Source organism: Streptomyces sp. NPDC053076 (genome assembly GCF_044546845.1).
Taxonomy (GTDB): domain Bacteria; phylum Actinomycetota; class Actinomycetes; order Streptomycetales; family Streptomycetaceae; genus Streptomyces.
The window spans coordinates 1,267,111-1,287,579 of the sequence record NZ_JBITZL010000002.1; the positions used below are offsets into that span (position 1 = coordinate 1,267,111).

Genomic DNA, 20,469 nt, shown 5'->3' on the forward strand with positions numbered 1-20,469 from the left:
TTCACGCCCCGCACGGGGCGCGGCGGGGTCACTCCCCGTCCGGGGTGCCTCCGCACGCGGGTCACCTTCCGCACGCGGGTCACCTTCCGCACGCGGGTCACCTTCCGCATGGGGTCACTCCCCGTCCGGGGTGCCTCCGCACGGGGTCACACCCCCGCACGAAATCACCTTCCGCACGGGGCCGCCCTCCGCACAGGGGCACCCGCACAGGGTCACCCGCACGGGGTCACTCCCAGCGGAAGAACCTTCCCGCCGCTGCCAGCCCGGCCACCGCCCACACGGCGAGGATCCCCAGGTCGCCCCAGGGCATGCCGGCGCCGTGCTGGAGCACGTCCCGCAGGCCGTCCGACAGCGCGGAGATCGGCAGCAGGCCGAGCACGTGCTGCCCCGTCGAGCCGAACTTCTCCAGCGGCACGATCACCCCGCCGCCCACGAGCAGCAGCAGGAACACCAGGTTGGCGGCGGCCAGCGTCGCCTCCGCCTTCAGCGTGCCCGCCATCAGCAGACCCAGCCCGGAGAACGCGGCGGTGCCGACGACGAGCAGCAGCAGGACGGCGGCCGGGTTGCCGTGCGGTGACCAGCCCAGTGCGAAGGCGATGACGGTCAGCAGGACGACCTGGAGGATCTCGGTGACCAGCACGGACGCCGTCTTGGCGGTCATCAGGCCCCAGCGGGGCAGCGGCGAGGAGGCGAGCCGCTTGAGGACGCCGTAGCGGCGCTCGAAGCCCGTGGCGATGGCCTGGCCGGTGAACGCCGTGGACATCACGGCCAGGGCCAGGACGCCCGGGGCGAGGAAGTCGACGGCCTCGCCCTTGCCGGTGTCCACGATGTCGACCGAGCTGAAGAGCACCAGCAGCAGGGTCGGGATGACGACCGTCAGCAGCAGCTGCTCGCCGTTGCGCAGCAGCATCTTCGTCTCCAGCGCCGCCTGCGCCGCGATCATGCGGGGGAGCGGGGCGGCTCCGGGCTTCGGGGTGTACATACCCGCGGTGGTCATGAGCGCGGCTCCTTGCCGGTCGGCTCCAGGCTGTGCTTTCCCCCGGGGGCGGCCCCGGATCCCCCGCCGGGCTTCGTGCGGGCCGTGGTCATGAGCGCAGCTCCCTGCCGGTCAGCTCCAGGAAGACGTCCTCCAGGGTGTGCCGCTCCACCGAGATCCGGTCCGGCATCACCCCGTTCTGGGCGCACCAGGACGTGACCGTGGCCAGCAGCTGGGGGTCGACGTTGCCGATGACCCGGTAGGAGCCGGGGGTCAGCTCGGCGGCCGTGCAGTCGGCCGGGAGGGCCTTGAGCAGGGAGCCGACGTCGAGGCCGGGGCGGCCGGTGAAGCGCAGGGTGTTCTCGGCGCCGCCCTTGCACAGCTCCTCCGGGGAGCCCTGGGCGATGACCCGGCCGCCGTCGATGATCGCCACGTCGTCGGCGAGCTGCTCGGCCTCGTCCATGTGGTGCGTGGTCAGGATCACCGAGACGCCGTCGGCGCGCAGGTCCCGCACCAAATCCCAGGTGGCCCGGCGGGCCTGCGGGTCGAGGCCGGCCGTCGGCTCGTCGAGGAAGACCAGCTCCGGGCGGCCCACGACGGCCATGGCGAGCGCGAGGCGCTGTTGCTGGCCACCGGACAGCCGGCGGTAACCGGTCCGCCCGCAGGAGCCGAGGCCGAGGCGTTCGATCAGGGCGTCGACGTCCAGCGGGTGCGCGTGCAGCTTCGACACGTGCCGGAGCATCTCGTCGGCGCGGGCGCCCGAGTACACGCCTCCGGACTGGAGCATCACACCGATGCGGGGCCGCAGCTCGGCGGCCTGCCGTACCGGGTCGAGGCCCAGGACGCGCACCGTGCCGGAATCCGGTTTCCGGTAGCCCTCGCAGGTCTCGACCGTGGTGGTCTTCCCCGCCCCGTTGGGGCCGAGTACGGCGGTCACGCCCGGCTGGGCCACCAGGTCCAGGCCGTCCACCGCGGTCTTCGTGCCGTACCGCTTCACCAGGGCCTGGACCTCGATGAGCGGGTGTGGCGCGAAGCGTCTCCCCGAGGGGTGGTGGTCGGGAGACGGGTCGGCGGGCTCACTTCGCATGGGTCCAGAGTCTAGGGAGACCGCTTGCCGTTCAGGCGGCCGGGTGGGGGGAAGTCCTCCGCACGGGGCCGGTGCAGCGGCAGCCACCGTTCGGCGTAGGCCACGGCGTCCGCCAGCGGGAACAGCCTGACCTCCGCGGCGCCCACCCGCCCGCGCAGGACGGGCCGGTCCCGTTCGTAGTCGTGCCCCAGTTCGTCGAACCGGTCGGAGGTGATCGAGACCTCGACCACCGTCTCCCAGCCGCCGCCGGGAGCGGGCCGGCCGACCTCCACGCGGGGCGCGGCCGTGCGGTACTCGGCGAGATGGAAGGCGGTGCAGGCGTCGTAGCCCGCGCCGAGCAGCAGTACCCGGGCGCCCAGGCGCTCCAGCCGGGCCAGCGGGCTGCGCTCGCCGAGCCGGCAGTCCGGGGCGTGGTCCTGGGTGATCTCCCGCGCGCGGGGGCCGAGCGCGGCGAACGACGTCTGCGGGTGCGCGCTGCGCAGGGCGCCCGGCCAGGTCCGCACGGCCTCCGGTATCACGCCGACCCCGCGCGAAGGGGTGATCAGCGGGTCGTACGGGGGCATGGTGGCGCGGATCCGGTCCCACCACTCCTCGGGCACCGGCGGGGCTCCCCACACGGCCGGATCGGACTGGTCGCCGGTCTGGGTGGGGACCACGAGCGTGCCGGACGGGCCCAGCGCGTCGAGAAGCGCCTGGACGACGGCGACGGCGCCGCCGTTCACCCAGCCCAGCGAGCTGAGCGAGGAGTGCACGAGGAGGGTCTCGCCGGTCTCGACACCCAGCAGGCGCACCTCTGCCGCGATGGCGTCACGAGTGACAAGAGGGCCGGTCGGAGGGGGTGCGGGCATGGTTCGGGAGTCTCCCGGAAGGGGCCCCGGGGCGCCAGCGAATTACCGCGGAAGGGCCCGGGGACGATCGATCAGGAGATCGTTTTCGCAGGTCGGATTAGGTAGACCTAAGTGACGCAGGGCACCGCTCGATGATCCGGACCTCGCTTGTCAGGCTCCGCGGAATTACGCAACAATGGCGTTGTGAAAAACGTCGGCGAGGCTCGGGAGACCCCCATGGGGACCCCCCAGGAGGAGCTAGCGACCGGTGAGCGCTCGACGCGCAACCGGGTCGCGCGGTCCATCCTGGACCACGGCCCGTCGACCGTCGCCGAACTCGCCGGCCGGCTGGGACTGACCCAGGCGGCCGTACGGCGTCACCTGGACGCGCTGGTCGCCGACGACGTCGTGGCGGCGCGCGAGCAGCGGGTCTACGGCACGCGCACGCGTGGCCGGCCCGCCAAGGTCTTCGCGCTCACCGACTGCGGCCGGGACGCCTTCGACCAGTCGTACGACAAGCTCGCCGCGGACGCGCTCCGCTGGATCGCCGACCGGGAGGGCGGGCCCGAGGCGGTCGCCGCTTTCGCCCGCGCCCGGATCGCCGCCCAGGCGAGCGCGTACCGCAAGGCGATCGAGGCCGTGACGCCCGACAAACGCGCCGAAGCGCTGGCCAGGGCCTTGAGCGTCGACGGGTACGCTGCTACGGCGCGCAGCGCACCGGTCGGCGAGCAGCTCTGCCAGCACCACTGCCCGGTCGCGCACGTCGCGGAGCAGTTCCCGCAGCTGTGCGAGGCGGAGACAGAGATCTTCGCCGAGCTGCTCGGTACCCACGTCCAGCGACTGGCGACCATCGCGCACGGCGACGGCGTCTGCACGACGTTCATCCCCAAGACATCCACTGACGCACCTGCAAGTACGGCCGGGAGGAACCCCGCATGACTCTCCCCACGGAGACTGCTCACCCCGAACTCGAGGGCCTGGGCAAGTACGAATACGGCTGGGCCGACTCCGACGTGGCCGGTGCGTCCGCGCGCCGTGGCCTGAACGAGGACGTCGTCCGCGACATCTCGGGCAAGAAGTCCGAGCCGGAGTGGATGACGAAGCTGCGCCTGAAGGGCCTGAAGCTCTTCGAGAAGAAGCCGATGCCGAACTGGGGCTCCGACCTCTCGGGCATCGACTTCGACAACATCAAGTACTTCGTGCGCTCCACGGAGAAGCAGGCGGAGTCCTGGGAGGACCTGCCCGAGGACATCAAGAACACGTACGACAAGCTCGGCATCCCCGAGGCGGAGAAGCAGCGCCTCGTCGCCGGTGTCGCCGCCCAGTACGAGTCCGAGGTCGTCTACCACCAGATCCGCGAGGACCTGGAGGAGCAGGGCGTCATCTTCCTGGACACCGACACCGCGCTGAAGGAGCACCCGGAGCTCTTCAAGGAGTACTTCGGCACGGTCATCCCGGCCGGTGACAACAAGTTCGCCGCGCTGAACACCGCCGTGTGGTCCGGCGGCTCCTTCATCTACGTGCCGAAGGGCGTGCACGTCGAGATCCCGCTCCAGGCCTACTTCCGTATCAACACGGAGAACATGGGCCAGTTCGAGCGGACCCTGATCATCGTCGACGAGGGTGCCTACGTGCACTACGTCGAGGGCTGCACCGCCCCGATCTACAAGTCGGACTCGCTGCACTCCGCGGTCGTCGAGATCATCGTCAAGAAGAACGCCCGCTGCCGTTACACGACCATCCAGAACTGGTCGAACAACGTCTACAACCTGGTCACCAAGCGCGCCGTGGCCTACGAGGGCGCGACCATGGAGTGGATCGACGGCAACATCGGCTCCAAGGTGACGATGAAGTACCCGGCCGTGTACCTGATGGGTGAGCACGCCAAGGGCGAGACCCTGTCCATCGCCTTCGCGGGCGAGGGCCAGCACCAGGACGCCGGCTCCAAGATGGTCCACATGGCGCCGAACACCTCCTCCAACATCGTGTCGAAGTCCGTGGCGCGCGGTGGTGGCCGTACCTCCTACCGCGGTCTCGTCGAGATCGGTGAGGGCGCCGCCGGATCCAAGTCGAACGTGCTGTGCGACGCGCTGCTCGTGGACACGATCTCCCGCTCGGACACGTACCCCTACGTGGACGTCCGCGAGGACGACGTGTCCATGGGCCACGAGGCGACGGTCTCCAAGGTCTCCGAGGACCAGCTCTTCTACCTGATGAGCCGTGGGCTGAGCGAGTTCGAGGCGATGGCGATGATCGTGCGCGGCTTCGTCGAGCCCATCGCCAAGGAGCTGCCCATGGAGTACGCCCTTGAGCTCAACCGGCTGATCGAACTGCAGATGGAAGGCGCGGTCGGCTAACCCGCCCCGTCGGTCAGCACACGTCTTACTCAGAGAGAGAGCACTACGACAGCCATGGCTGAGGCTCAGAACATCCCGGTGGGCTCCACCACCGCCGGCCAGATCGCGGTGGCCGCCGAGTCGACCGTCGCCACGCGCATGAGCGCGCCCCCGTCCTTCGACGTGGCGGACTTCCCCGTCCCCCACGGCCGCGAGGAGGAGTGGCGGTTCACCCCGCTGGAGCGGCTTCGCGGGCTGCACGACGGCACCGCGGTCGCGACCGGCGACGGCGTGAAGGTGGACGTCCAGGCCCCCGAGGGCGTGACCGTCGAGACGGTGGGCCGCGACGACGCCCGCATCGGCAGGGCCGGCACCCCCGTGGACCGCGTCGCCGCCCAGGCGTACTCGGCCTTCGACAAGGCCGGCGTGGTCACCGTCCCCAAGGAGACGGTCCTCAGCGAGCCGATCCGCATCGCCGTGCACGGTGAGGGCGGGGTCGCCTACGGCCACCAGGTGATCGAGCTGGGCGCCTTCGCCGAGGCCGTCGTCGTCATCGACCACACCGGTGACGCCGTGCTGGCCGCCAATGTCGACTACGTCCTGGGCGACGGCGCCAAGCTGACCGTCGTCTCCGTCCAGGACTGGGACGACAAGGCCGTCCACGTCGGCCAGCACAACGCGCTGATCGGCCGGGACGCCACCTTCAAGTCCTTCGTGGTCACCTTCGGCGGCGACCTCGTCCGCCTGCACCCGCGCGTCGCCTACGCCGGCACCGGCGGCGAGGCCGAGCTGTTCGGTCTGTACTTCACCGACTCCGGCCAGCACCAGGAGCACCGCCTCCTCGTCGACCACAACACCCCGCACTGCAAGTCCAACGTCATGTACAAGGGCGCGCTGCAGGGTGAGAGCGCCCACGCGGTCTGGATCGGTGACGTGCTCATCGAGGCCAAGGCCGAGGGCACGGACACCTACGAGATGAACCGCAACCTCGTCCTCACGGACGGCGCGCGCGTCGACTCGGTGCCGAACCTGGAGATCGAGACCGGCGAGATCGTCGGCGCCGGCCACGCCTCCGCCACCGGCCGCTTCGACGACGAGCAGCTCTTCTATCTGATGGCCCGCGGCATCCCGGAACACGATGCCCGCCGCCTGGTGGTCCGCGGCTTCTTCGCCGAGCTGGTCCAGCAGATCGGTGTCGCGGACATCGAGGAGCGGCTCATCGCCAAGATCGAGGAGGAGCTGGAGGCGTCGGTCGCATGACGTCCTTCGTACGCGCCTGTGGGCTGAGCGAGCTGGCGGAGGACACCCCGAAGCGGGTGGAACTCGACGGCACGCCGGTCTCCGTCGTGAAGACCGGGGGGGAGGTGTTCGCGATCAACGACATCTGCTCGCACGCGAACGTCTCGCTCTCCGAGGGCGAGGTGGAGGACTGCCAGATCGAGTGCTGGCTGCACGGCTCCGCCTTCGACCTGCGCACCGGCAAGCCGTCCGGCCTCCCCGCGACGCGCCCCGTCCCCGTATACCCCGTAAAGATCGAAGGGGACGACGTTCTCGTCTCCCTCACCCAGGAGTCCTGAGGCACCCATGGCAACGCTTGAAATCCGAGACCTGCACGTCACCGTCGAGGCCGACAACGCCACGAAGGAGATCCTCAAGGGCGTCGACCTCACCGTGAAGCAGGGCGAGACGCACGCCATCATGGGCCCCAACGGCTCCGGCAAGTCGACCCTCGCCTACTCGCTCGCGGGTCACCCGAAGTACACGATCACCAGCGGCACCGTCACCCTCGACGGCGAGGACGTCCTGGAGATGTCCGTCGACGAGCGCGCCCGCGCCGGCCTGTTCCTGGCGATGCAGTACCCGGTCGAGGTCCCCGGCGTCTCGGTCTCCAACTTCCTGCGCACCTCCGCCACCGCGATCCGTGGCGAGGCCCCGAAGCTGCGCACCTGGGTGAAGGAGGTCAAGGAGGCCATGGAGCGCCTCAACATGGACCCCGCCTTCGCCGAGCGCAACGTCAACGAGGGCTTCTCCGGCGGTGAGAAGAAGCGCCACGAGATCCTCCAGCTCGAGCTGCTCAGGCCGAAGATGGCGATCCTGGACGAGACCGACTCCGGCCTGGACGTCGACGCGCTTCGCATCGTCTCCGAGGGCGTGAACCGCGTCCGTGAGACCGGCGAGGTCGGCACCCTGCTGATCACGCACTACACGCGCATCCTGCGCTACATCAAGCCCGACTTCGTCCACGTCTTCTCCGCCGGCCGGATCGTGGAGTCCGGCGGCGCCGAGCTCGCCGACAAGCTGGAGGACGAGGGCTACGAGGCATACACGAAGGGTGGCGTATCCGCGTGACGCAGCTGCCGGGCCTCCTCGACACCGAGGCGATCCGCAAGGACTTCCCCATCCTGGACCGGCTGGTCCACGACGACCGGAAGCTCGTGTACCTGGACAACGCGGCGACCTCGCAGAAGCCGCGCCAGGTGCTGGACGCTTTGAGCGAGTACTACGAGCGCTACAACGCCAACGTCCACCGCGGTGTGCATGTGCTCGCCGAGGAGGCCACGGCGCTGTACGAGGGCGCGCGCGACAAGGTCGCCGCGTTCATCAACGCGCCGAGCCGCGACGAGGTGATCTTCACCAAGAACGCCTCCGAGTCGCTGAACCTCGTGGCGAACATGCTGGGCTGGGCCGACGAGCCCTACCGGGTGGACCATGAGACCGAGATCGTCATCACGGAGATGGAGCACCACTCCAACATCGTGCCGTGGCAGCTGCTGGCGCAGCGCACCGGCGCGAAGCTGAAGTGGTTCGGCCTGACGGACGACGGTCGCCTGGACCTGTCGAACATCGACGAGGTCATCACGGAGAAGACGAAGATCGTCTCCTTCGTGCTGGTGTCGAACATCCTGGGCACGGTCAACCCGGTCGAGACGATAATCCGTCGCGCCCAGGAGGTCGGCGCCCTCGTCTGCATCGACGCCTCGCAGGCCGCGCCGCACATGCCGTTGGACGTGCAGGCCCTGCAGGCCGACTTCGTCGCCTTCACCGGCCACAAGATGTGCGGTCCGACCGGCATCGGCGTGCTGTGGGGCCGCCAGGAGCTGCTGGAGGACCTGCCCCCGTTCCTCGGCGGCGGCGAGATGATCGAGACGGTCTCGATGCACTCGTCCACGTACGCCCCGGCGCCGCACAAGTTCGAGGCGGGCACGCCCCCGATCGCGCAGGCGGTCGGCCTCGGCGCGGCGATCGACTACCTCCAGTCGATCGGCATGGACAAGATCCTCGCCCATGAGCACGCGCTGACGGAGTACGCGGTCAAGCGTCTCGCCGAGGTCCCGGACCTGCGGATCATCGGCCCGACCACGGCCGAGGACCGAGGCGCGGCGATCTCCTTCACCCTGGGCGACATCCACCCGCACGACGTCGGCCAGGTTCTCGACGAGGAGGGCATCGCGGTCCGCGTCGGCCACCACTGCGCACGACCGGTCTGCCTCCGCTACGGAATTCCAGCGACCACGCGAGCGTCGTTCTATCTGTACTCCACGCCGACCGAGATCGACACACTGGTCGAGGGGCTGGAGCACGTCCGGAACTTCTTCGGCTGAGAGGCGTGTCGACACCGTGAAGCTGGATTCGATGTACCAGGAAGTCATCCTGGACCACTACAAGAACCCGCACGGGCGTGGTCTGAGGGATGGCGACGCCGAGGTGCACCATGTGAACCCGACGTGCGGCGACGAGATCACCCTTCGCGTGAAGTACGACGGCACGAGGATCGCGGACGTCTCGTACGAGGGCCAGGGCTGTTCCATCAGCCAGGCATCCGCATCCGTGCTGAACGAACTCCTCGTCGGCAAGGAGCTGGCGGACGCGCAGAAGATCCAGGAGACCTTCCTGGAGCTGATGCAGTCCAAGGGCCGGACCGAACCGGACGACGCGATGGAGGACGTGCTGGAGGACGCCGTCGCGTTCGCCGGCGTCTCCAAGTACCCCGCGCGGGTGAAGTGCGCCCTCCTGAGCTGGATGGCGTGGAAGGACGCGACGGCCCAGGCGCTGGATGGCGCCGACGCCGAAAGGAAGACCACATGAGCGACACCGTGGAGATGAAGCCCGCCTCGGAGGAGGAACTCCGCGAGGCCCTGATGGACGTCGTCGACCCTGAGCTGGGTATCGACGTCGTCAACCTCGGCCTCATCTACGGCATCCACGTCGACGAGGCCAACATCGCCACCGTCGACATGACCCTGACCTCGGCGGCCTGCCCGCTGACGGACGTCATCGAGGACCAGGCCAAGTCCGCCACGGACGGCCTCGTCAACGAGCTGCGCATCAACTGGGTCTGGATGCCGCCGTGGGGCCCCGACAAGATCACCGACGACGGCCGCGAGCAGCTGAGGGCGCTCGGGTTCAACGTCTGACCACACCACGTGCGGGAAGCGGCGGCACCTGCCCGGGTGCCGCCGCTTCGCCGTGCTCGGGCCGGGCCGACTCGCTGTGTACGCACGTACACAGTGCTGTGTACGCTCGTACACATGGGATACCTGACACTCGCCGGCGCCATCGCCGCCGAGGTCGCCGCCACCACGGCGATGAAGTACACCGAGGGCTTCACCCGGTTCTGGCCCTCGCTCGCGACCGCTCTGGGGTACGTCGTCTCGTTCGCGCTGCTCGCCCAGACGCTGAAGACCGTCCAGATCGGCACCGCGTACGCCATATGGTCCGGCGTGGGCACCGCGGCCATCGCCGTGCTCGGGCTGCTGCTGTTCGGGGAGGGGCTGAGCGTGCCCAAGGTCGCCGGGATCCTGCTGATCATCGGAGGAGTGGTCGTGCTGAACCTGGGCGGGGCGAGCCACTGATGGGCCGCCGTCACGACCCCGAGCGCCGGCAGCGGATCACCGAAGCCGCGATCCGTGTGGTCGGCCGGGACGGCATCGCCGGGCTGAGCCACCGTACGGTCGCAGCCGAGGCCGACGTACCGCTCGGCTCCACCACCTACCACTTCGCCACCCTGGAAGAGCTGCTGGTGGCCGCGCTGCGGCAGGCCAACGAGGGCTTCGGCAGGGTGCTGGCCGAGCTGCTGCCGGACGACGGCCGGGGCGACCTCGCCGCGGACCTCGCCCGGGCCCTGGGGGAGTGGCTGGGCGGCGACCGCACCGGCGTGGAGCTGGAGTACGAGCTGTACCTGGCGGCGCTGCGGCGCCCGGCGCTGCGTCCCGTCGCCGCCGAGTGGACCGATCAGGCCGCGGCGCTGCTGGCCCGGCGCACGGACCCGGTCACGGCGCGGGCCCTGCTCGCCCTGATGGACGGCATCTGCCTCCAGGTGCTGCTGACGGGCGGTTCGTACGACGAGGGGTACGCGCGCACCCTGCTGGCTCGGCTGATCCCCTGAACCACGCCCGGCACGTGAGACGCGGTTCGCCCTCACCACCCCGCCCACGTTAGGTTTTGCTCCATGACCGAGTCTGCAACCCGTACCACCGGCGCCGTCGCCGCCGGCCTCGCCACGATCGCCTCCGACGGCACCGTCCTCGACACCTGGTTCCCGGCCCCCGAGCTGGTGGCGGAGCCGGGCCCGGCCGGCACCGAGCGGCTGACCGCCGAGCAGGCGGCGGAGCTGCTGGGCGGCGGCGCGACCGCGGCGACCGGCCCGGACGCCCGCCGGGGCGTCGAGGTGGTCGCGGTCCGTACGGTCATCGCCTCGCTGGACGAGAAGCCGCTGGACGCGCACGACGTCTACCTGCGCCTGCACCTGCTGTCGCACCGGCTGGTCAAGCCGCACGGCCAGAACCTGGACGGTATCTTCGGCCACCTCGCCAACGTCGCCTGGACCTCGCTCGGCCCGGTCGCCGTGGACGACCTGGAGAAGGTGCGGCTGAACGCCCGCGCCGAGGGCCTGCACCTCCAGGTGACCTCGGTCGACAAGTTCCCGCGCATGACGGACTACGTCGCCCCGAAGGGCGTGCGCATCGCCGACGCCGACCGGGTCCGCCTGGGCGCGCACCTCGCGGCGGGCACCACGGTCATGCACGAGGGCTTCGTCAACTTCAACGCCGGCACGCTCGGCACCTCCATGGTCGAGGGCCGGATCTCCGCGGGTGTCGTAATCGGCGACGGCTCGGACATCGGCGGCGGCGCCTCCACCATGGGCACGCTGTCCGGCGGCGGCAACGTGATCATCTCCATCGGCGAGCGCTGCCTGGTCGGCGCCGAGGCGGGCGTCGGCATCGCGCTCGGCGACGAGTGCGTGGTCGAAGCCGGCCTGTACATCACCGCGGGCACCCGCGTCACCATGCCCGACGGCCAGATCGTCAAGGCCCGCGACCTGAACGGTGCCTCCAACATCCTGTTCCGCCGCAACTCGGTCACCGGCACGGTCGAGGCCCGCCCGAACAACGCGGTCTGGGGCGGCCTGAACGACATCCTGCACAGCCACAACTGACGCACCGCCCCTGGTGGAGCGCCCTGTCGCCGCGTGGTGGCAGGGCGCTCCGTCATGCGGGTGGCGTCCGTGTGAACCCGCGCAGCGTCGCGAAGGCGGGCTCGCGCAGGCCGATCCGCGGGTTCACGTGGTGGAGCAGGGCGCGGCCGGGGTGGCGGTCCTTGACGTACAGCGTGTCCGCCGGGCTCTCGCGTGGGTCAGGGTCTCGTACCGTGCCAGCAGGGTGTCGGTCGTCTTCCGGTCGGCCGGCAGCAGCGGTGCGCGGACCGGGCCCGCGGGCAGGCCGAGGCGGGCCAGCAGGGCCTTGGCGGTGACCGTGCCGGGCAGGTCCGAGCCCATCATCGCCTCGGTCAACGGCGTCGCCGCCAGCTGGAGTTCGGTCGCCCGGGCGGTGTCGCCGGCGTCGAACGCGGCCAGTATCGCGGCGAAGTGGGCCGGTACGGCGTTCGCGACCGTGCTCACACAGCCCGCGGCGCCGACCGCGTACAGCGCCAGCACATGCTCGTCGCAGCCCGAGTAGTACGCCAACTCGGTCTGCGCCAGCACCTTCTGGGTGCCGAGGAAGTCGTAGGAGCAGTCCTTGACGGCCACGATCCGCGGGTGCCCGGCGAGGCGGATCATCGTCTCCGGCTCGATCCGGGTGCCGGTGCGGCCCGGGATGTCGTAGAGCATCACCGGCAGTTCGCTCGCGTCGGCGATCTGGCGGAAATGGCCGGCCACGGCCTCCTGCGGGGGCCGGCTGTAGTACGGCGTCACCACCAGGACGCCGTCGGCGCCCGCCTTGCCGGCCGCGAGCGTCAGCTCCACCGTGTGCCGGGTGTCGGCCGTGCCCACGCCCGCGACCAGCGCGGCCCGGTCGCCGACCGCCTCCCGAACGGCCGTGATCAGCCGCGTCTTCTCCTCGTCGGAGGTGGTGGGCGATTCGCCCGTGGTGCCGTTGAGGACCAGCCCGTCGCAGCCCTCCGCCACCAGCCACGCGGCCAGCCGCTGGGCACCGTCCAGGTCGAGCGCGCCCGACTCGGTGAACGGTGTGATCATCGCGCAGAGGGTGCGGCCGAAGGGCGGGGGCTTGCGTGAACTCGTCATGGGAGTAGTCTCGGCAGCACCTCGATGAAGCTCTACTTAATTTTTCTACGAGGCACTTCTAAGCATTGCTAACGTGTAAGGGGTGTGGCCGGAGCTCCTGTGTCCAACTCGGCACCTCATGGGTCACTATGGCCGGAGGGTCACCGACGTCAGGTCATGGAGGCGCCATGAAGCTCGGCAAGGCACTGGCCGCCGGGGTCGCCGAGGAGCGACCGTCCGTCCGCGAAGAGAAACCCCCGGTCCCCGAGGAGACCGTCCGCACCGAACCGGCCGAGCCGGCCCGCGAAGAGGTCCCGGCCGCCCGATGAGGCTGCGGCTCCCGGCGGAACGCCCGACGGAGCCGCCGACCGGATACAAGATCGCCCACCCGGTGCTGTCCCAGGACGGCACCCGGGCCGGGTTCACCGGTGTGTCGCTCGGCGGCGCACTGCCGTACGCCGTTCTCGACGACGCCTCCTGCGTCTACGGCCTGCGCCACCGCCCGCCCGCCCGCCGCTGCGACTGCGGCTTTCACTGCGTCCACGACCGGGCGGCGGCCGAGGCCCTGCTGTGCACCGCCGAACACCGGGCGGCCGTCCTGTTGGAGGTCTCCGTCCTCGGCGCCTACATTCGTTTCGAGCGCGGCTTCCGCTACGCCCGGCAGCGGGTGCGCACCGTCACGGCCGGACCCTGCGGCTGCGGCGCCGCAGCCGTCGCGCTGGCCGACGCCGAGTGGGGCCGGCCGGGCTGGCGTGCCCTGGCCGCCGCCTGCGCGGGCTGTGTGCGCGGGCGTACCGCCGTCTCGCTCGCGCAGTTCGCGAGGCTGGCCGGGCACGGGCTCCGGATGGTCGCCGGGGACGGCGGAACGAGACCCGCACATGCCGAGTTGCCGCCCGCCGACGGGCTGGGAGTGCCCGAACTCGTGGCCGAGGCAGCCCTTTTGCAGGCACGCCTGGACTGGTTCCAGTCCCAACTCGCGCGCCTCGGCGAAGCCGGAGCCGGAGGCGGCGAGCAGGGCTAAGGACCTTCGGTCCGGGTACCCGGAGGTCCCGCACAGAGAGGAGGCGGAACACCGTGACCGTGACCCCGCAGACACGGCCCGCGGCAGACGGGCACCCCTCCACGGGCGAACTCGTCGGCCGGGCCACCGAACAGCTTTCCCGGCTCCTGCGGCAGGAGGTCGCCCTCGCCAAGGAGGAGCTGACCGAGAAGGGACGCCGGGCCGGACGCGGCGGCGGACTGCTGGGCGCCGCGGGCGCCGTCGGCTATGTCGGGCTGATCGCCCTGGCCGGAGCGGCCACCGCCGCCCTCTGTCTGGCGCTGCCCGTGTGGGCGGCGGCGCTGATCGTGGCCGCGGTGTTCTTCGCCGTGGCCGCCGTGCTGGCCGCGACCGGCCGCGCTCAGCTGCGCCGTGCCGCCCCGCCCGCACCCGAGGAGACGCTCGGCAGCGTCAGGGCGGACGTCGACGTGATCAGGGAAAGGGCACACCGATGAAGCACAGCAATCCGCACGGCTCGGGCGCCAAGGGCCCCGACGAGTTGCGGCGGCAGATCGAACACACCCGGAGCCAGCTGGGCGACACCGTCGCCCAGCTGGTCGGCCGGGCCGATGTGAAGGGCCGGGCCAGGGCGCGGGCCGCCGACCTGAGGGACAAGGCCGGCGCCATGACCGTCCAGCTGCGTTCCGGCGCCGCCCAGGCCGGACACGGCGTGCAGGACCGGGCGGCCAGGGCGGGGCACCTGGTGCAGGACCGCGCCCTACGGGCCGGCCACAGCGCGCAGGAACAGATGACGAAGGCCGGACACGTCGTGCAGGAGCGCTCCGGCCACGGCGGGCACGCTCTGCAGGACCGGGCCGTCCAGGCCGGGCACGCCTTGCAGGACCGGGCCGCTCAGGCCGGGCACGCCTTGCAGGACCGGGCGGCCCAGGCCGGGCACAGCGTGGAGTACGACCTGAGGCTGCCCGGACCGGTGCGCAGGGCCGTCGGCGCCGCGCGGCGGCATCCCCGGCCGGCGTTGATCGTGGGCGCGGCCGGCGCCGCCCTCGTCGGCGTGGCCGTGATCTGGCGCAGGATCGACCGCCACCAGTGAGCACAGGACGGCGGGACCGGCCGGGCGGAGTGTCCGGCCGGTCCCGCCGCCGTGTCACGGACGGAACCGCAGCACCTGCGGGTCGTGGTCGCTGATCTGGTCGTGGAACTCCGAGTTGATGTGCACGCTGTCGTAGTCGAAGTCACCGCCGCACCGGATCGCCGGGCTGATCAGGATCTGGTCCAGGACCTGCTGGTTGCCCTGGTAGTCGTAGGTGTACCGCTCGCTCCCGGGCAGCGACTTGATCGCCGACCAGAGCGCGCCGTCACCCTCCAGGATCTGCGTGGTCCCGGAGAACTCGAAGTCGTTCATGTCGCCGAGCGCGATGACGTCCGCGTTCTTCTGCACGGCCAGGATGTCCTTGACGAACGCGTTCACCGCGGTCGCCTGGGCGTGCCGCTGGACCTCAGAGCTGCGCACCGGCGGCTGGTACTGCGCGGTCAGCGCCTGGTCGCCGCCCTTGGAGTTGAGGTGGTTGGCGATCACGAAGACGGTGCCGCCGCGGAAGACGAACTCGCCGGCCAGCGGCTTGCGGCTGTTGGTCCAGGCCGCGTTCGCCGGGTCGACGCGGCCGGGCGAGGCCGTCAGCTGTGCCTTGCCGTGCACCTTGATGACGCCGACCGCGGTGGTCGGGTCGCCGCCCGCGCGGTCCACGAAGGACACCCGCTGCGGGTTGAACAGGAACACCTGGCGGATGTTGCCGCCGGGCTCGCCGCCGTCATGGTCGTTGACCGGGTTGATCGAGCGCCAGTCGTACTTCGGGCCGCCGGCCGCGACGACCGCGTCGATCAGCTTGGTCACGGTCTCGTTCGCGTCGACCGTGCCGTCGTCCTTGGCACCGTTGTTGTCCTGGATCTCCTCCAGGGACACGATGTCCGGCGACTTCAGGTTGTTCACGATCGCGGAGGCGTGCTGCTCGAAGGTCGCGTCCGACGGGTCGAGGTTCTCGACGTTGTACGTCGCCACCGCCAGCTCACGGCTCGCCTGCTTCCGCGTCGTCTCACGCTCCAGGCCGCCGCTCTCCAGCGTGCCGAGCTTGCCCGCGACGAGGGTGTAGCCGCCGAACTGGTTGAAGTCCAGCGGGCCGGTGGTGGTGCCCTGAAGGGTGTCGCCGACGTCGGCCTTCGGGAAGTCGGCGGTGGCGCCCAGCGACTGGATCTGGAGCCGGCCGGTGTTCTGGGAGTCGTAGGAGCCGTAGAGCGTGCCGCCGCGGTGCGTGCGGTGCTCGCGCGGCTTCACCGTCACCCACAGCTCGCTGTACGGGTCGGTGGCGGTGACCACGCGGACGTCGGTGACCTGGACGTTCATGCCCTCCAGGGACTCGTAGTAGTCCAGGGCGTACTTCGCCGGGTCCAGCGACAGGCCGTTGACGGAGCCGGCCGCGGCCGTGTCGCCCGCCGGGGTGTAGAGGTCCGGCACCGAGCGCTTGCCGATCACGACCGGCGCGGGGACCGCGTTGCCGGTGGAGACGGTGGTGATCACCGGCTTGGTGATCTCCGTCAGCGACTGGTTGCCGGACGAGGTGCCGCCCGGGACGTACTCGGAGACCGTGCCGGTCACCGTCACCGAGTCGCCGACGGCGACCTTCGGGGTGGAGCCGGTGAAGACGAACACGCCCTCGCTGGTGGCGGGGTCGTCGTCGGGAGTCGGGTCCTGGAGCCAGAAGCCCTTGGAAGACCCGTACGTGCGCGTGGCCGTCACGATGCCGGGCACGTCCGTCACCTTCTGCCCGGCGAACGGGGATATCCGGGTCGTGCCCTGGACATCGTGGATGCGCACCGAGTCGGCGTGCGCGGGAGAGGTGAGGACGACGGCGGACGCCGCACTGCAGACGGCGGCGACGGTGAGCGCGGCGAGGCGCGCGGAAGACCTGCTCGGCAAGGGATTCCCTCCGGGGACGTACGTGAGCGCCGGGACGAGGGTGGAACGGGTGCGTGCCGGGCTCGTAGCCCTCTGTGACACGCGTAGAGCCGAGTGAACAGTTGTCCCCCCAACTTCTACGCGCGTCAATCTCCTGCCTGGGGTGGGGAGTTGTCAAGGTTTCGGCCATGTACGACGGCTTACGGAGAGATGAACCGGGCGGCATGGGTGGAAATCCGTCTAGGCTGAGCGGCTGAGCCCGATTCACGGTCCGAGGAGAACCAGCCGATGTCAGACAGCTCCCCCCTGCCGCCCGCGCGGCTGCACCCCGAAGCGGAGCTGGCGCGCGCCGCGCTGTCCACGCCGTTGCTCTCCCGCGCGGCCCGGCTCGCCCGCTGGGCCGGTCCCGAGACCCGCGTCGACGCGGGCGGCGGGCTGGCTGAGGAGCAGCTGTCGGCCGCCGCCGACCTGCTCGGACTCACCGGGGACGACGCCGCCGCGTACGCGAGCGAGGCATGGCGGGTCGCCGTCGACGCGGGGCTGGTCGAGATCGTGGACGAGGAGGCCGGCACCGTCCGGGCCGGCGAGGAGCTGGCGCTGCTCACCGGCGGCTCCCCGCAGGACGTGCTCACCGTCTGGCTCGCCGCGCTGGAGGCCGTCGTCGCCGACGCGGCCGTCCCCGACCTGGACGACCTGGTGGACGCGCTGGACGAGGGCGGCGAGGTCGATTTCTCGTCACTCGGCTGGGACCCGGAGGCCGAGGCGGACTTCCTCGACGGCGTCCTCGGCAACCTCTACCTGCTGACCGTCGGTGAGGGCGGCTCCGGTGAGGCCCCCGTCCCGCTGCCCGCCCTCGCGGCCTCCATGCTCGTGCCCGACGACATGGGCGAGCCCACCAACGACGTCCTGGAGCAGGTCTCCGACGCGATGATGCGACTGGACGACCAGTTCCGGGTGTTGGAGCCCGTCGGACTCGTGGAGTACCAGCCGGTGGACGAGGCCCTGATGACCGACGCCGACGAGGAGCCCGCGGCGCCCGTGGACGACACCGACGTCTCCCGCTACGGCATGGTCCGGCTGACCCCGCTCGGCGTGTACGGGCTGCGGGCCCGGCTGCTGGAGGCCGGGTTCGAGGCGCCCGCCGTCGGCGAGCTGGCCGACAAGGGCGCGGACGCGCTGCTCGACGGCACCGCCCGGTTCGGCCGGTCCGCCGCCCGGGCCGAGACCGAGCAGTGGCTCGGCCACCGCGAACCGCTCACGGCTGCACGGGAGTTGCTGGCGGCGGCCCGCGGTGCGGACCCGGGCGCCCCGCTGCGCAGGCTGCGCTGCCAGCAGGCGCTGTCGCTGGTGGGCGCCGAGGGCGAACCCGCGCTGCGGGAGGTGCTGGACGACCCCGAGCTGGGCGGTCTCGCCCGGGTGTGGCTGAGCGAGCGGGGCGCCGCGGACGTGCCGGCGCCGTCGCAGGAGATGGTGTTCTGGCTGACCGTCGACACGGTGGCCGCACAGCTCCAGGCCGAGGGCAACTCCGAGGAGTTGCAGACACTGGTGGAGGGGCTGGCCGCGCAGCACAGCGGGTTCTTCGCGGCGGCCTGGCGGGTGGAGCATCCCGCCGTCGCCGAGGTGCTGGACGCGATGGGCCGGCTGCACCCGGACAAGAAGGTGGCCAAGGAGGCACGGAAGGCGGCGTTCAAGGCGCGCTCCCAGCAGGGCGGTTGAGTGCCGGGCGAGTGAGGTGACCGGTGTGTGGGCCGGCCATGGTCCGCCGTGTACGGATTCATGGAACAGGTGCCCGCGTGGTGGCCCGGTGTTCAACTCCCGTTCACGAGTGGGCGGGAGCGTGTGCGCCGAACCGAGGCCCCCCACACTCCACGGCACGCACACCGTCGTCACAGGAGACACCATGTCGCTCACCCGCAGGGACTTCGCCACAAAATCCGCGATCACCGGTGCCGGGGTCGCCCTGGCGGGCAGCGTCGGCGCCCTCGCCACCGCGCCGAACGCCCTCGCCGCCACGGACACCGAGAGCGCCGAGGCCGAGTCCGCGAACGGGCACGGGGGCCACCACCACGGTGCCGGTTACGGCCCGCTGGTGCCCGACCCGGACGGCATCCTCGCGCTGCCCGCCGGCTTCACGTACGAGATCATCACGTACAGCGGCAAGACCAAGCTGGAGTCCGGTGAGTTCACCCCGTCCAACCACGACGGCACCGCCACCTTCGACGGCCCCCGCGGCGCCACCCTGCTCGTCAACAACCACGAGCTGGCCGGCGCCCGCGCCAACTGGCCGCACCCGGTGCCGCTGACCGAGGGCCTCGTCTACGACCCGGCGGCGGCCGGCGGCTGCACCGTCGTGGAGGTCCGCCGCGGCGGCCACGTCGCCGAGTGGGTGGGCATCGCCGGTACCGCCACCAACTGCGCGGGCGGCAGCACCCCGTGGGGCACCTGGCTGACCTGCGAGGAGACCGAGGACAAGGCCGGCAAGAACGGCTTCACCAAGGACCACGGCTACGTCTTCGAGGTCGACCCGGAGGACCGCCGGGCCAACCGCGACCCCAAGCCGATCAAGGCCCTCGGCCGCTACGCCCACGAGGCCGTCGTCGTCGACCCCAAGCGCGGCCACCTCTTCCTGACCGAGGACGCCTCCGGCCCCAACGGCCTCTTCTACCGCTGGACCCCGCCGCACGGCTTCCACCACGGCCGCGGCAGGCTGCGCACCCTCGCCGACGACGCGGGCGTGCTCCAGGCGTTCAAGTGCTTCGACTCCGGCGGCCAGTTCGTGGACGACCTGTCCCGCGCCACGAAGACCGGGACCGTCTACGGCGTCGACTGGGTGGACGTCCCCGACCGTGACGCCAGGACCGTCTCGGTGCGCAAGCAGTTCACCGACGGCCAGGTCACCCGCGCGCGCAAGCTGGAGGGCATGTGGTGGGGCGACGGCGGCGTCTACGTCGTCTCCTCCTTCGCCCGCCAGGAGAGCCCGGTCCAGCACGACGGCCAGGTCTGGTTCTACGACCCCAAGCGCCGCACGCTCACGCTGAAGGTGCTGCTCGGGGTGAACCCCGACCCGTCCAAGGACGGCGACTTCGACGGCCCCGACAACATCACCGTCTCCCCCTACGGCGGCCTCGTCATCGCCGAGGACGGCGAGGGCGTCCAGCACCTGTTCGGCGCCACCGAGAGCGGCCGGACCTATCCGATCGCCCGCAACGAGCTGAACATCGGCACCGCGGAGGAACCGGAGTACAGCGAGTTCACCGGCGTCACCTTCTCGCCCGACGGCAGGACCCTGTTCGCCAACATCCAGACCCCCGGCATCATGCTCGCCATCACCGGTCCCTGGAAGCGGCACAAGCGGTAGTTGATTCGATGGCCCGCCCCGCGGCCGTCCTCCTGAGGTGATGTACGTCCAGGTGCGCAGGCAGGACCTACTTCCACTCTTCATGGGGAGGCCGCGGGTTCGAATCCCGCCACCGGCTCCGACAGGCCGGTGCAGCTCAGAGGCAGAGCACCACGTCGGTTCCGCCGACCTCGATCTCTGGACACCGAAAACTCCCCGCACCTCCCGGTGCGCGGGCTGCGGCTACTTCTTTGGGCGCGATGCAACACGCGTACGGCCAGAGCGCGGCCGAAGTCGGCCGTGACGTCCACCGGCCGCATCCTGCGGACCTACGAGGCGGCCGGGGCCAGGAGCGCGATCCGCGCGACGGTGCTGACCGCCAGGCGCACGGCCGCCAGGCGTGAGGCGTTGAGCTGCACGCGGACCACCAGGCCGCGATCGGGGACTATCTCCGT

The 20,469-nt window shown here is 71.0% G+C and carries 22 protein-coding genes; 17 read left to right on the forward strand and 5 right to left on the reverse strand.

The genetic code is table 11. The annotated features are described in order from the left end of the window. Window positions 1-226: 226 nt before the first annotated feature. The 3 genes from ACIGYR_RS12920 to ACIGYR_RS12930 all read right to left on the reverse strand — a co-directional run bounded on the left by ACIGYR_RS12920 (window position 227) and on the right by ACIGYR_RS12930 (window position 2,911). Complete coding sequence (locus ACIGYR_RS12920; protein ID WP_391839450.1) at window positions 227-997, reverse strand: ABC transporter permease; 771 nt, start codon at window positions 995-997, stop codon at window positions 227-229. Window positions 998-1,085: 88 nt separating this feature from the next. Further along, the gene (locus ACIGYR_RS12925) at window positions 1,086-2,063 is read right to left on the reverse strand and encodes an ABC transporter ATP-binding protein (protein WP_391839452.1); all 978 of its coding nucleotides are present in this window, start codon (window positions 2,061-2,063) and stop codon (window positions 1,086-1,088) included. 11 nt (window positions 2,064-2,074) lie between these two features. Continuing rightward, on the reverse strand, window positions 2,075-2,911 hold the full coding sequence (locus ACIGYR_RS12930) for an aminoglycoside N(3)-acetyltransferase (RefSeq protein WP_399595232.1): 837 nt from the start codon (window positions 2,909-2,911) through the stop codon (window positions 2,075-2,077). Between the two features lie 183 nt (window positions 2,912-3,094). Here ACIGYR_RS12930 and ACIGYR_RS12935 point away from each other — a divergent pair, with 183 nt between their 5' ends. From ACIGYR_RS12935 to dapD, 11 genes are all read left to right on the forward strand, one after another. Further along, complete coding sequence (locus tag ACIGYR_RS12935) at window positions 3,095-3,829, forward strand: helix-turn-helix transcriptional regulator (protein ID WP_399595230.1); 735 nt, start codon at window positions 3,095-3,097, stop codon at window positions 3,827-3,829. Then, window positions 3,826-5,247, forward strand: coding sequence for a Fe-S cluster assembly protein SufB (sufB, locus tag ACIGYR_RS12940; RefSeq protein ID WP_225828092.1), 1,422 nt, complete (start codon window positions 3,826-3,828; stop codon window positions 5,245-5,247). The genes ACIGYR_RS12935 and sufB overlap by 4 nt, the downstream gene beginning before the upstream one ends. Window positions 5,248-5,301: 54 nt before the next feature. Next, on the forward strand, window positions 5,302-6,486 hold the full coding sequence (sufD, locus tag ACIGYR_RS12945) for a Fe-S cluster assembly protein SufD (protein ID WP_391839457.1): 1,185 nt from the start codon (window positions 5,302-5,304) through the stop codon (window positions 6,484-6,486). Beyond that, a complete protein-coding gene (locus ACIGYR_RS12950) occupies window positions 6,483-6,803 on the forward strand; it encodes a bifunctional 3-phenylpropionate/cinnamic acid dioxygenase ferredoxin subunit (RefSeq protein ID WP_399595226.1) in 321 nt (106 codons plus the stop codon). The genes sufD and ACIGYR_RS12950 overlap by 4 nt, the downstream gene beginning before the upstream one ends. A 7-nt stretch (window positions 6,804-6,810) precedes the next feature. Then, on the forward strand, window positions 6,811-7,575 hold the full coding sequence (sufC, locus tag ACIGYR_RS12955; RefSeq protein ID WP_391839461.1) for a Fe-S cluster assembly ATPase SufC: 765 nt from the start codon (window positions 6,811-6,813) through the stop codon (window positions 7,573-7,575). Further along, window positions 7,572-8,828 (forward strand): cysteine desulfurase, encoded by a 1,257-nt coding sequence (locus ACIGYR_RS12960; protein WP_391839463.1) that lies wholly within the window; start codon window positions 7,572-7,574, stop codon window positions 8,826-8,828. The genes sufC and ACIGYR_RS12960 overlap by 4 nt, the downstream gene beginning before the upstream one ends. Window positions 8,829-8,844: 16 nt before the next feature. Further along, window positions 8,845-9,312, forward strand: a complete 468-nt coding sequence (gene sufU, locus ACIGYR_RS12965) for a Fe-S cluster assembly sulfur transfer protein SufU (RefSeq protein ID WP_391839465.1) — start codon at window positions 8,845-8,847, stop codon at window positions 9,310-9,312. Then, a complete protein-coding gene (locus ACIGYR_RS12970; RefSeq protein ID WP_350957500.1) occupies window positions 9,309-9,641 on the forward strand; it encodes a metal-sulfur cluster assembly factor in 333 nt (110 codons plus the stop codon). The genes sufU and ACIGYR_RS12970 overlap by 4 nt, the downstream gene beginning before the upstream one ends. A 114-nt stretch (window positions 9,642-9,755) precedes the next feature. Then, window positions 9,756-10,079: a DMT family transporter gene (locus ACIGYR_RS12975; RefSeq protein ID WP_399595220.1), complete on the forward strand. Its 324-nt coding sequence runs from the start codon at window positions 9,756-9,758 to the stop codon at window positions 10,077-10,079. Then, window positions 10,079-10,612, forward strand: a complete 534-nt coding sequence (locus tag ACIGYR_RS12980) for a TetR/AcrR family transcriptional regulator (protein WP_399595218.1) — start codon at window positions 10,079-10,081, stop codon at window positions 10,610-10,612. The genes ACIGYR_RS12975 and ACIGYR_RS12980 overlap by 1 nt, the downstream gene beginning before the upstream one ends. Window positions 10,613-10,675: 63 nt before the next feature. Beyond that, complete coding sequence (gene dapD / locus ACIGYR_RS12985) at window positions 10,676-11,662, forward strand: 2,3,4,5-tetrahydropyridine-2,6-dicarboxylate N-succinyltransferase (protein WP_391839471.1); 987 nt, start codon at window positions 10,676-10,678, stop codon at window positions 11,660-11,662. Between the two features lie 123 nt (window positions 11,663-11,785). On the opposite strand, the gene dapA is transcribed toward dapD, so the two are convergent. Then, a complete protein-coding gene (dapA, locus tag ACIGYR_RS12990; RefSeq protein ID WP_399595214.1) occupies window positions 11,786-12,748 on the reverse strand; it encodes a 4-hydroxy-tetrahydrodipicolinate synthase in 963 nt (320 codons plus the stop codon). Window positions 12,749-12,915: 167 nt separating this feature from the next. Here dapA and ACIGYR_RS12995 point away from each other — a divergent pair, with 167 nt between their 5' ends. The 4 genes from ACIGYR_RS12995 to ACIGYR_RS13010 are packed head-to-tail and all read left to right on the forward strand — an operon-like array spanning window position 12,916 to window position 14,817. Next, on the forward strand, window positions 12,916-13,056 hold the full coding sequence (locus ACIGYR_RS12995; RefSeq protein WP_399595211.1) for a hypothetical protein: 141 nt from the start codon (window positions 12,916-12,918) through the stop codon (window positions 13,054-13,056). Continuing rightward, the gene (locus tag ACIGYR_RS13000) at window positions 13,053-13,748 is read left to right on the forward strand and encodes a hypothetical protein (protein WP_399595208.1); all 696 of its coding nucleotides are present in this window, start codon (window positions 13,053-13,055) and stop codon (window positions 13,746-13,748) included. Before ACIGYR_RS12995 ends, ACIGYR_RS13000 begins: the two co-directional genes overlap by 4 nt. A gap of 53 nt (window positions 13,749-13,801) precedes the next feature. Then, on the forward strand, window positions 13,802-14,221 hold the full coding sequence (locus ACIGYR_RS13005) for a phage holin family protein (RefSeq protein ID WP_391839479.1): 420 nt from the start codon (window positions 13,802-13,804) through the stop codon (window positions 14,219-14,221). After that, window positions 14,218-14,817 (forward strand): DUF3618 domain-containing protein, encoded by a 600-nt coding sequence (locus ACIGYR_RS13010; RefSeq protein ID WP_391839481.1) that lies wholly within the window; start codon window positions 14,218-14,220, stop codon window positions 14,815-14,817. The genes ACIGYR_RS13005 and ACIGYR_RS13010 overlap by 4 nt, the downstream gene beginning before the upstream one ends. A gap of 54 nt (window positions 14,818-14,871) precedes the next feature. Here the strand turns inward: ACIGYR_RS13010 and ACIGYR_RS13015 are convergent, their stop codons facing one another. Next, on the reverse strand, window positions 14,872-16,698 hold the full coding sequence (locus tag ACIGYR_RS13015) for an endonuclease/exonuclease/phosphatase family protein (protein ID WP_399595204.1): 1,827 nt from the start codon (window positions 16,696-16,698) through the stop codon (window positions 14,872-14,874). A 267-nt stretch (window positions 16,699-16,965) separates the two neighbouring features. Here ACIGYR_RS13015 and ACIGYR_RS13020 point away from each other — a divergent pair, with 267 nt between their 5' ends. Continuing rightward, window positions 16,966-18,393 (forward strand): hypothetical protein, encoded by a 1,428-nt coding sequence (locus ACIGYR_RS13020; protein ID WP_399595202.1) that lies wholly within the window; start codon window positions 16,966-16,968, stop codon window positions 18,391-18,393. A gap of 184 nt (window positions 18,394-18,577) precedes the next feature. Continuing rightward, window positions 18,578-20,035 carry an alkaline phosphatase PhoX gene (locus ACIGYR_RS13025; protein ID WP_391839487.1) on the forward strand — a complete coding sequence of 486 codons (1,458 nt, stop codon included), beginning with the start codon at window positions 18,578-18,580 and terminating at the stop codon, window positions 20,033-20,035. Window positions 20,036-20,469: the final 434 nt, after the last annotated feature.

Coding starts and splice junctions, on each gene's coding strand:
- ACIGYR_RS12920 (WP_391839450.1), bottom strand. CDS start 997: ATGACCACCGCGGGTATGTACACCCCGAAGCCCGGAGCCGCCCCGCTC.
- ACIGYR_RS12925 (WP_391839452.1), bottom strand. CDS start 2,063: ATGCGAAGTGAGCCCGCCGACCCGTCTCCCGACCACCACCCCTCGGGG.
- ACIGYR_RS12930 (WP_399595232.1), bottom strand. CDS start 2,911: ATGCCCGCACCCCCTCCGACCGGCCCTCTTGTCACTCGTGACGCCATC.
- sufB (WP_225828092.1), top strand. CDS start 3,826: ATGACTCTCCCCACGGAGACTGCTCACCCCGAACTCGAGGGCCTGGGC.
- sufD (WP_391839457.1), top strand. CDS start 5,302: ATGGCTGAGGCTCAGAACATCCCGGTGGGCTCCACCACCGCCGGCCAG.
- ACIGYR_RS12950 (WP_399595226.1), top strand. CDS start 6,483: ATGACGTCCTTCGTACGCGCCTGTGGGCTGAGCGAGCTGGCGGAGGAC.
- sufC (WP_391839461.1), top strand. CDS start 6,811: ATGGCAACGCTTGAAATCCGAGACCTGCACGTCACCGTCGAGGCCGAC.
- ACIGYR_RS12970 (WP_350957500.1), top strand. CDS start 9,309: ATGAGCGACACCGTGGAGATGAAGCCCGCCTCGGAGGAGGAACTCCGC.
- ACIGYR_RS12975 (WP_399595220.1), top strand. CDS start 9,756: ATGGGATACCTGACACTCGCCGGCGCCATCGCCGCCGAGGTCGCCGCC.
- ACIGYR_RS12980 (WP_399595218.1), top strand. CDS start 10,079: ATGGGCCGCCGTCACGACCCCGAGCGCCGGCAGCGGATCACCGAAGCC.
- dapD (WP_391839471.1), top strand. CDS start 10,676: ATGACCGAGTCTGCAACCCGTACCACCGGCGCCGTCGCCGCCGGCCTC.
- dapA (WP_399595214.1), bottom strand. CDS start 12,748: ATGACGAGTTCACGCAAGCCCCCGCCCTTCGGCCGCACCCTCTGCGCG.
- ACIGYR_RS12995 (WP_399595211.1), top strand. CDS start 12,916: ATGAAGCTCGGCAAGGCACTGGCCGCCGGGGTCGCCGAGGAGCGACCG.
- ACIGYR_RS13000 (WP_399595208.1), top strand. CDS start 13,053: ATGAGGCTGCGGCTCCCGGCGGAACGCCCGACGGAGCCGCCGACCGGA.
- ACIGYR_RS13010 (WP_391839481.1), top strand. CDS start 14,218: ATGAAGCACAGCAATCCGCACGGCTCGGGCGCCAAGGGCCCCGACGAG.
- ACIGYR_RS13020 (WP_399595202.1), top strand. CDS start 16,966: ATGTCAGACAGCTCCCCCCTGCCGCCCGCGCGGCTGCACCCCGAAGCG.
- ACIGYR_RS13025 (WP_391839487.1), top strand. CDS start 18,578: ATGTCGCTCACCCGCAGGGACTTCGCCACAAAATCCGCGATCACCGGT.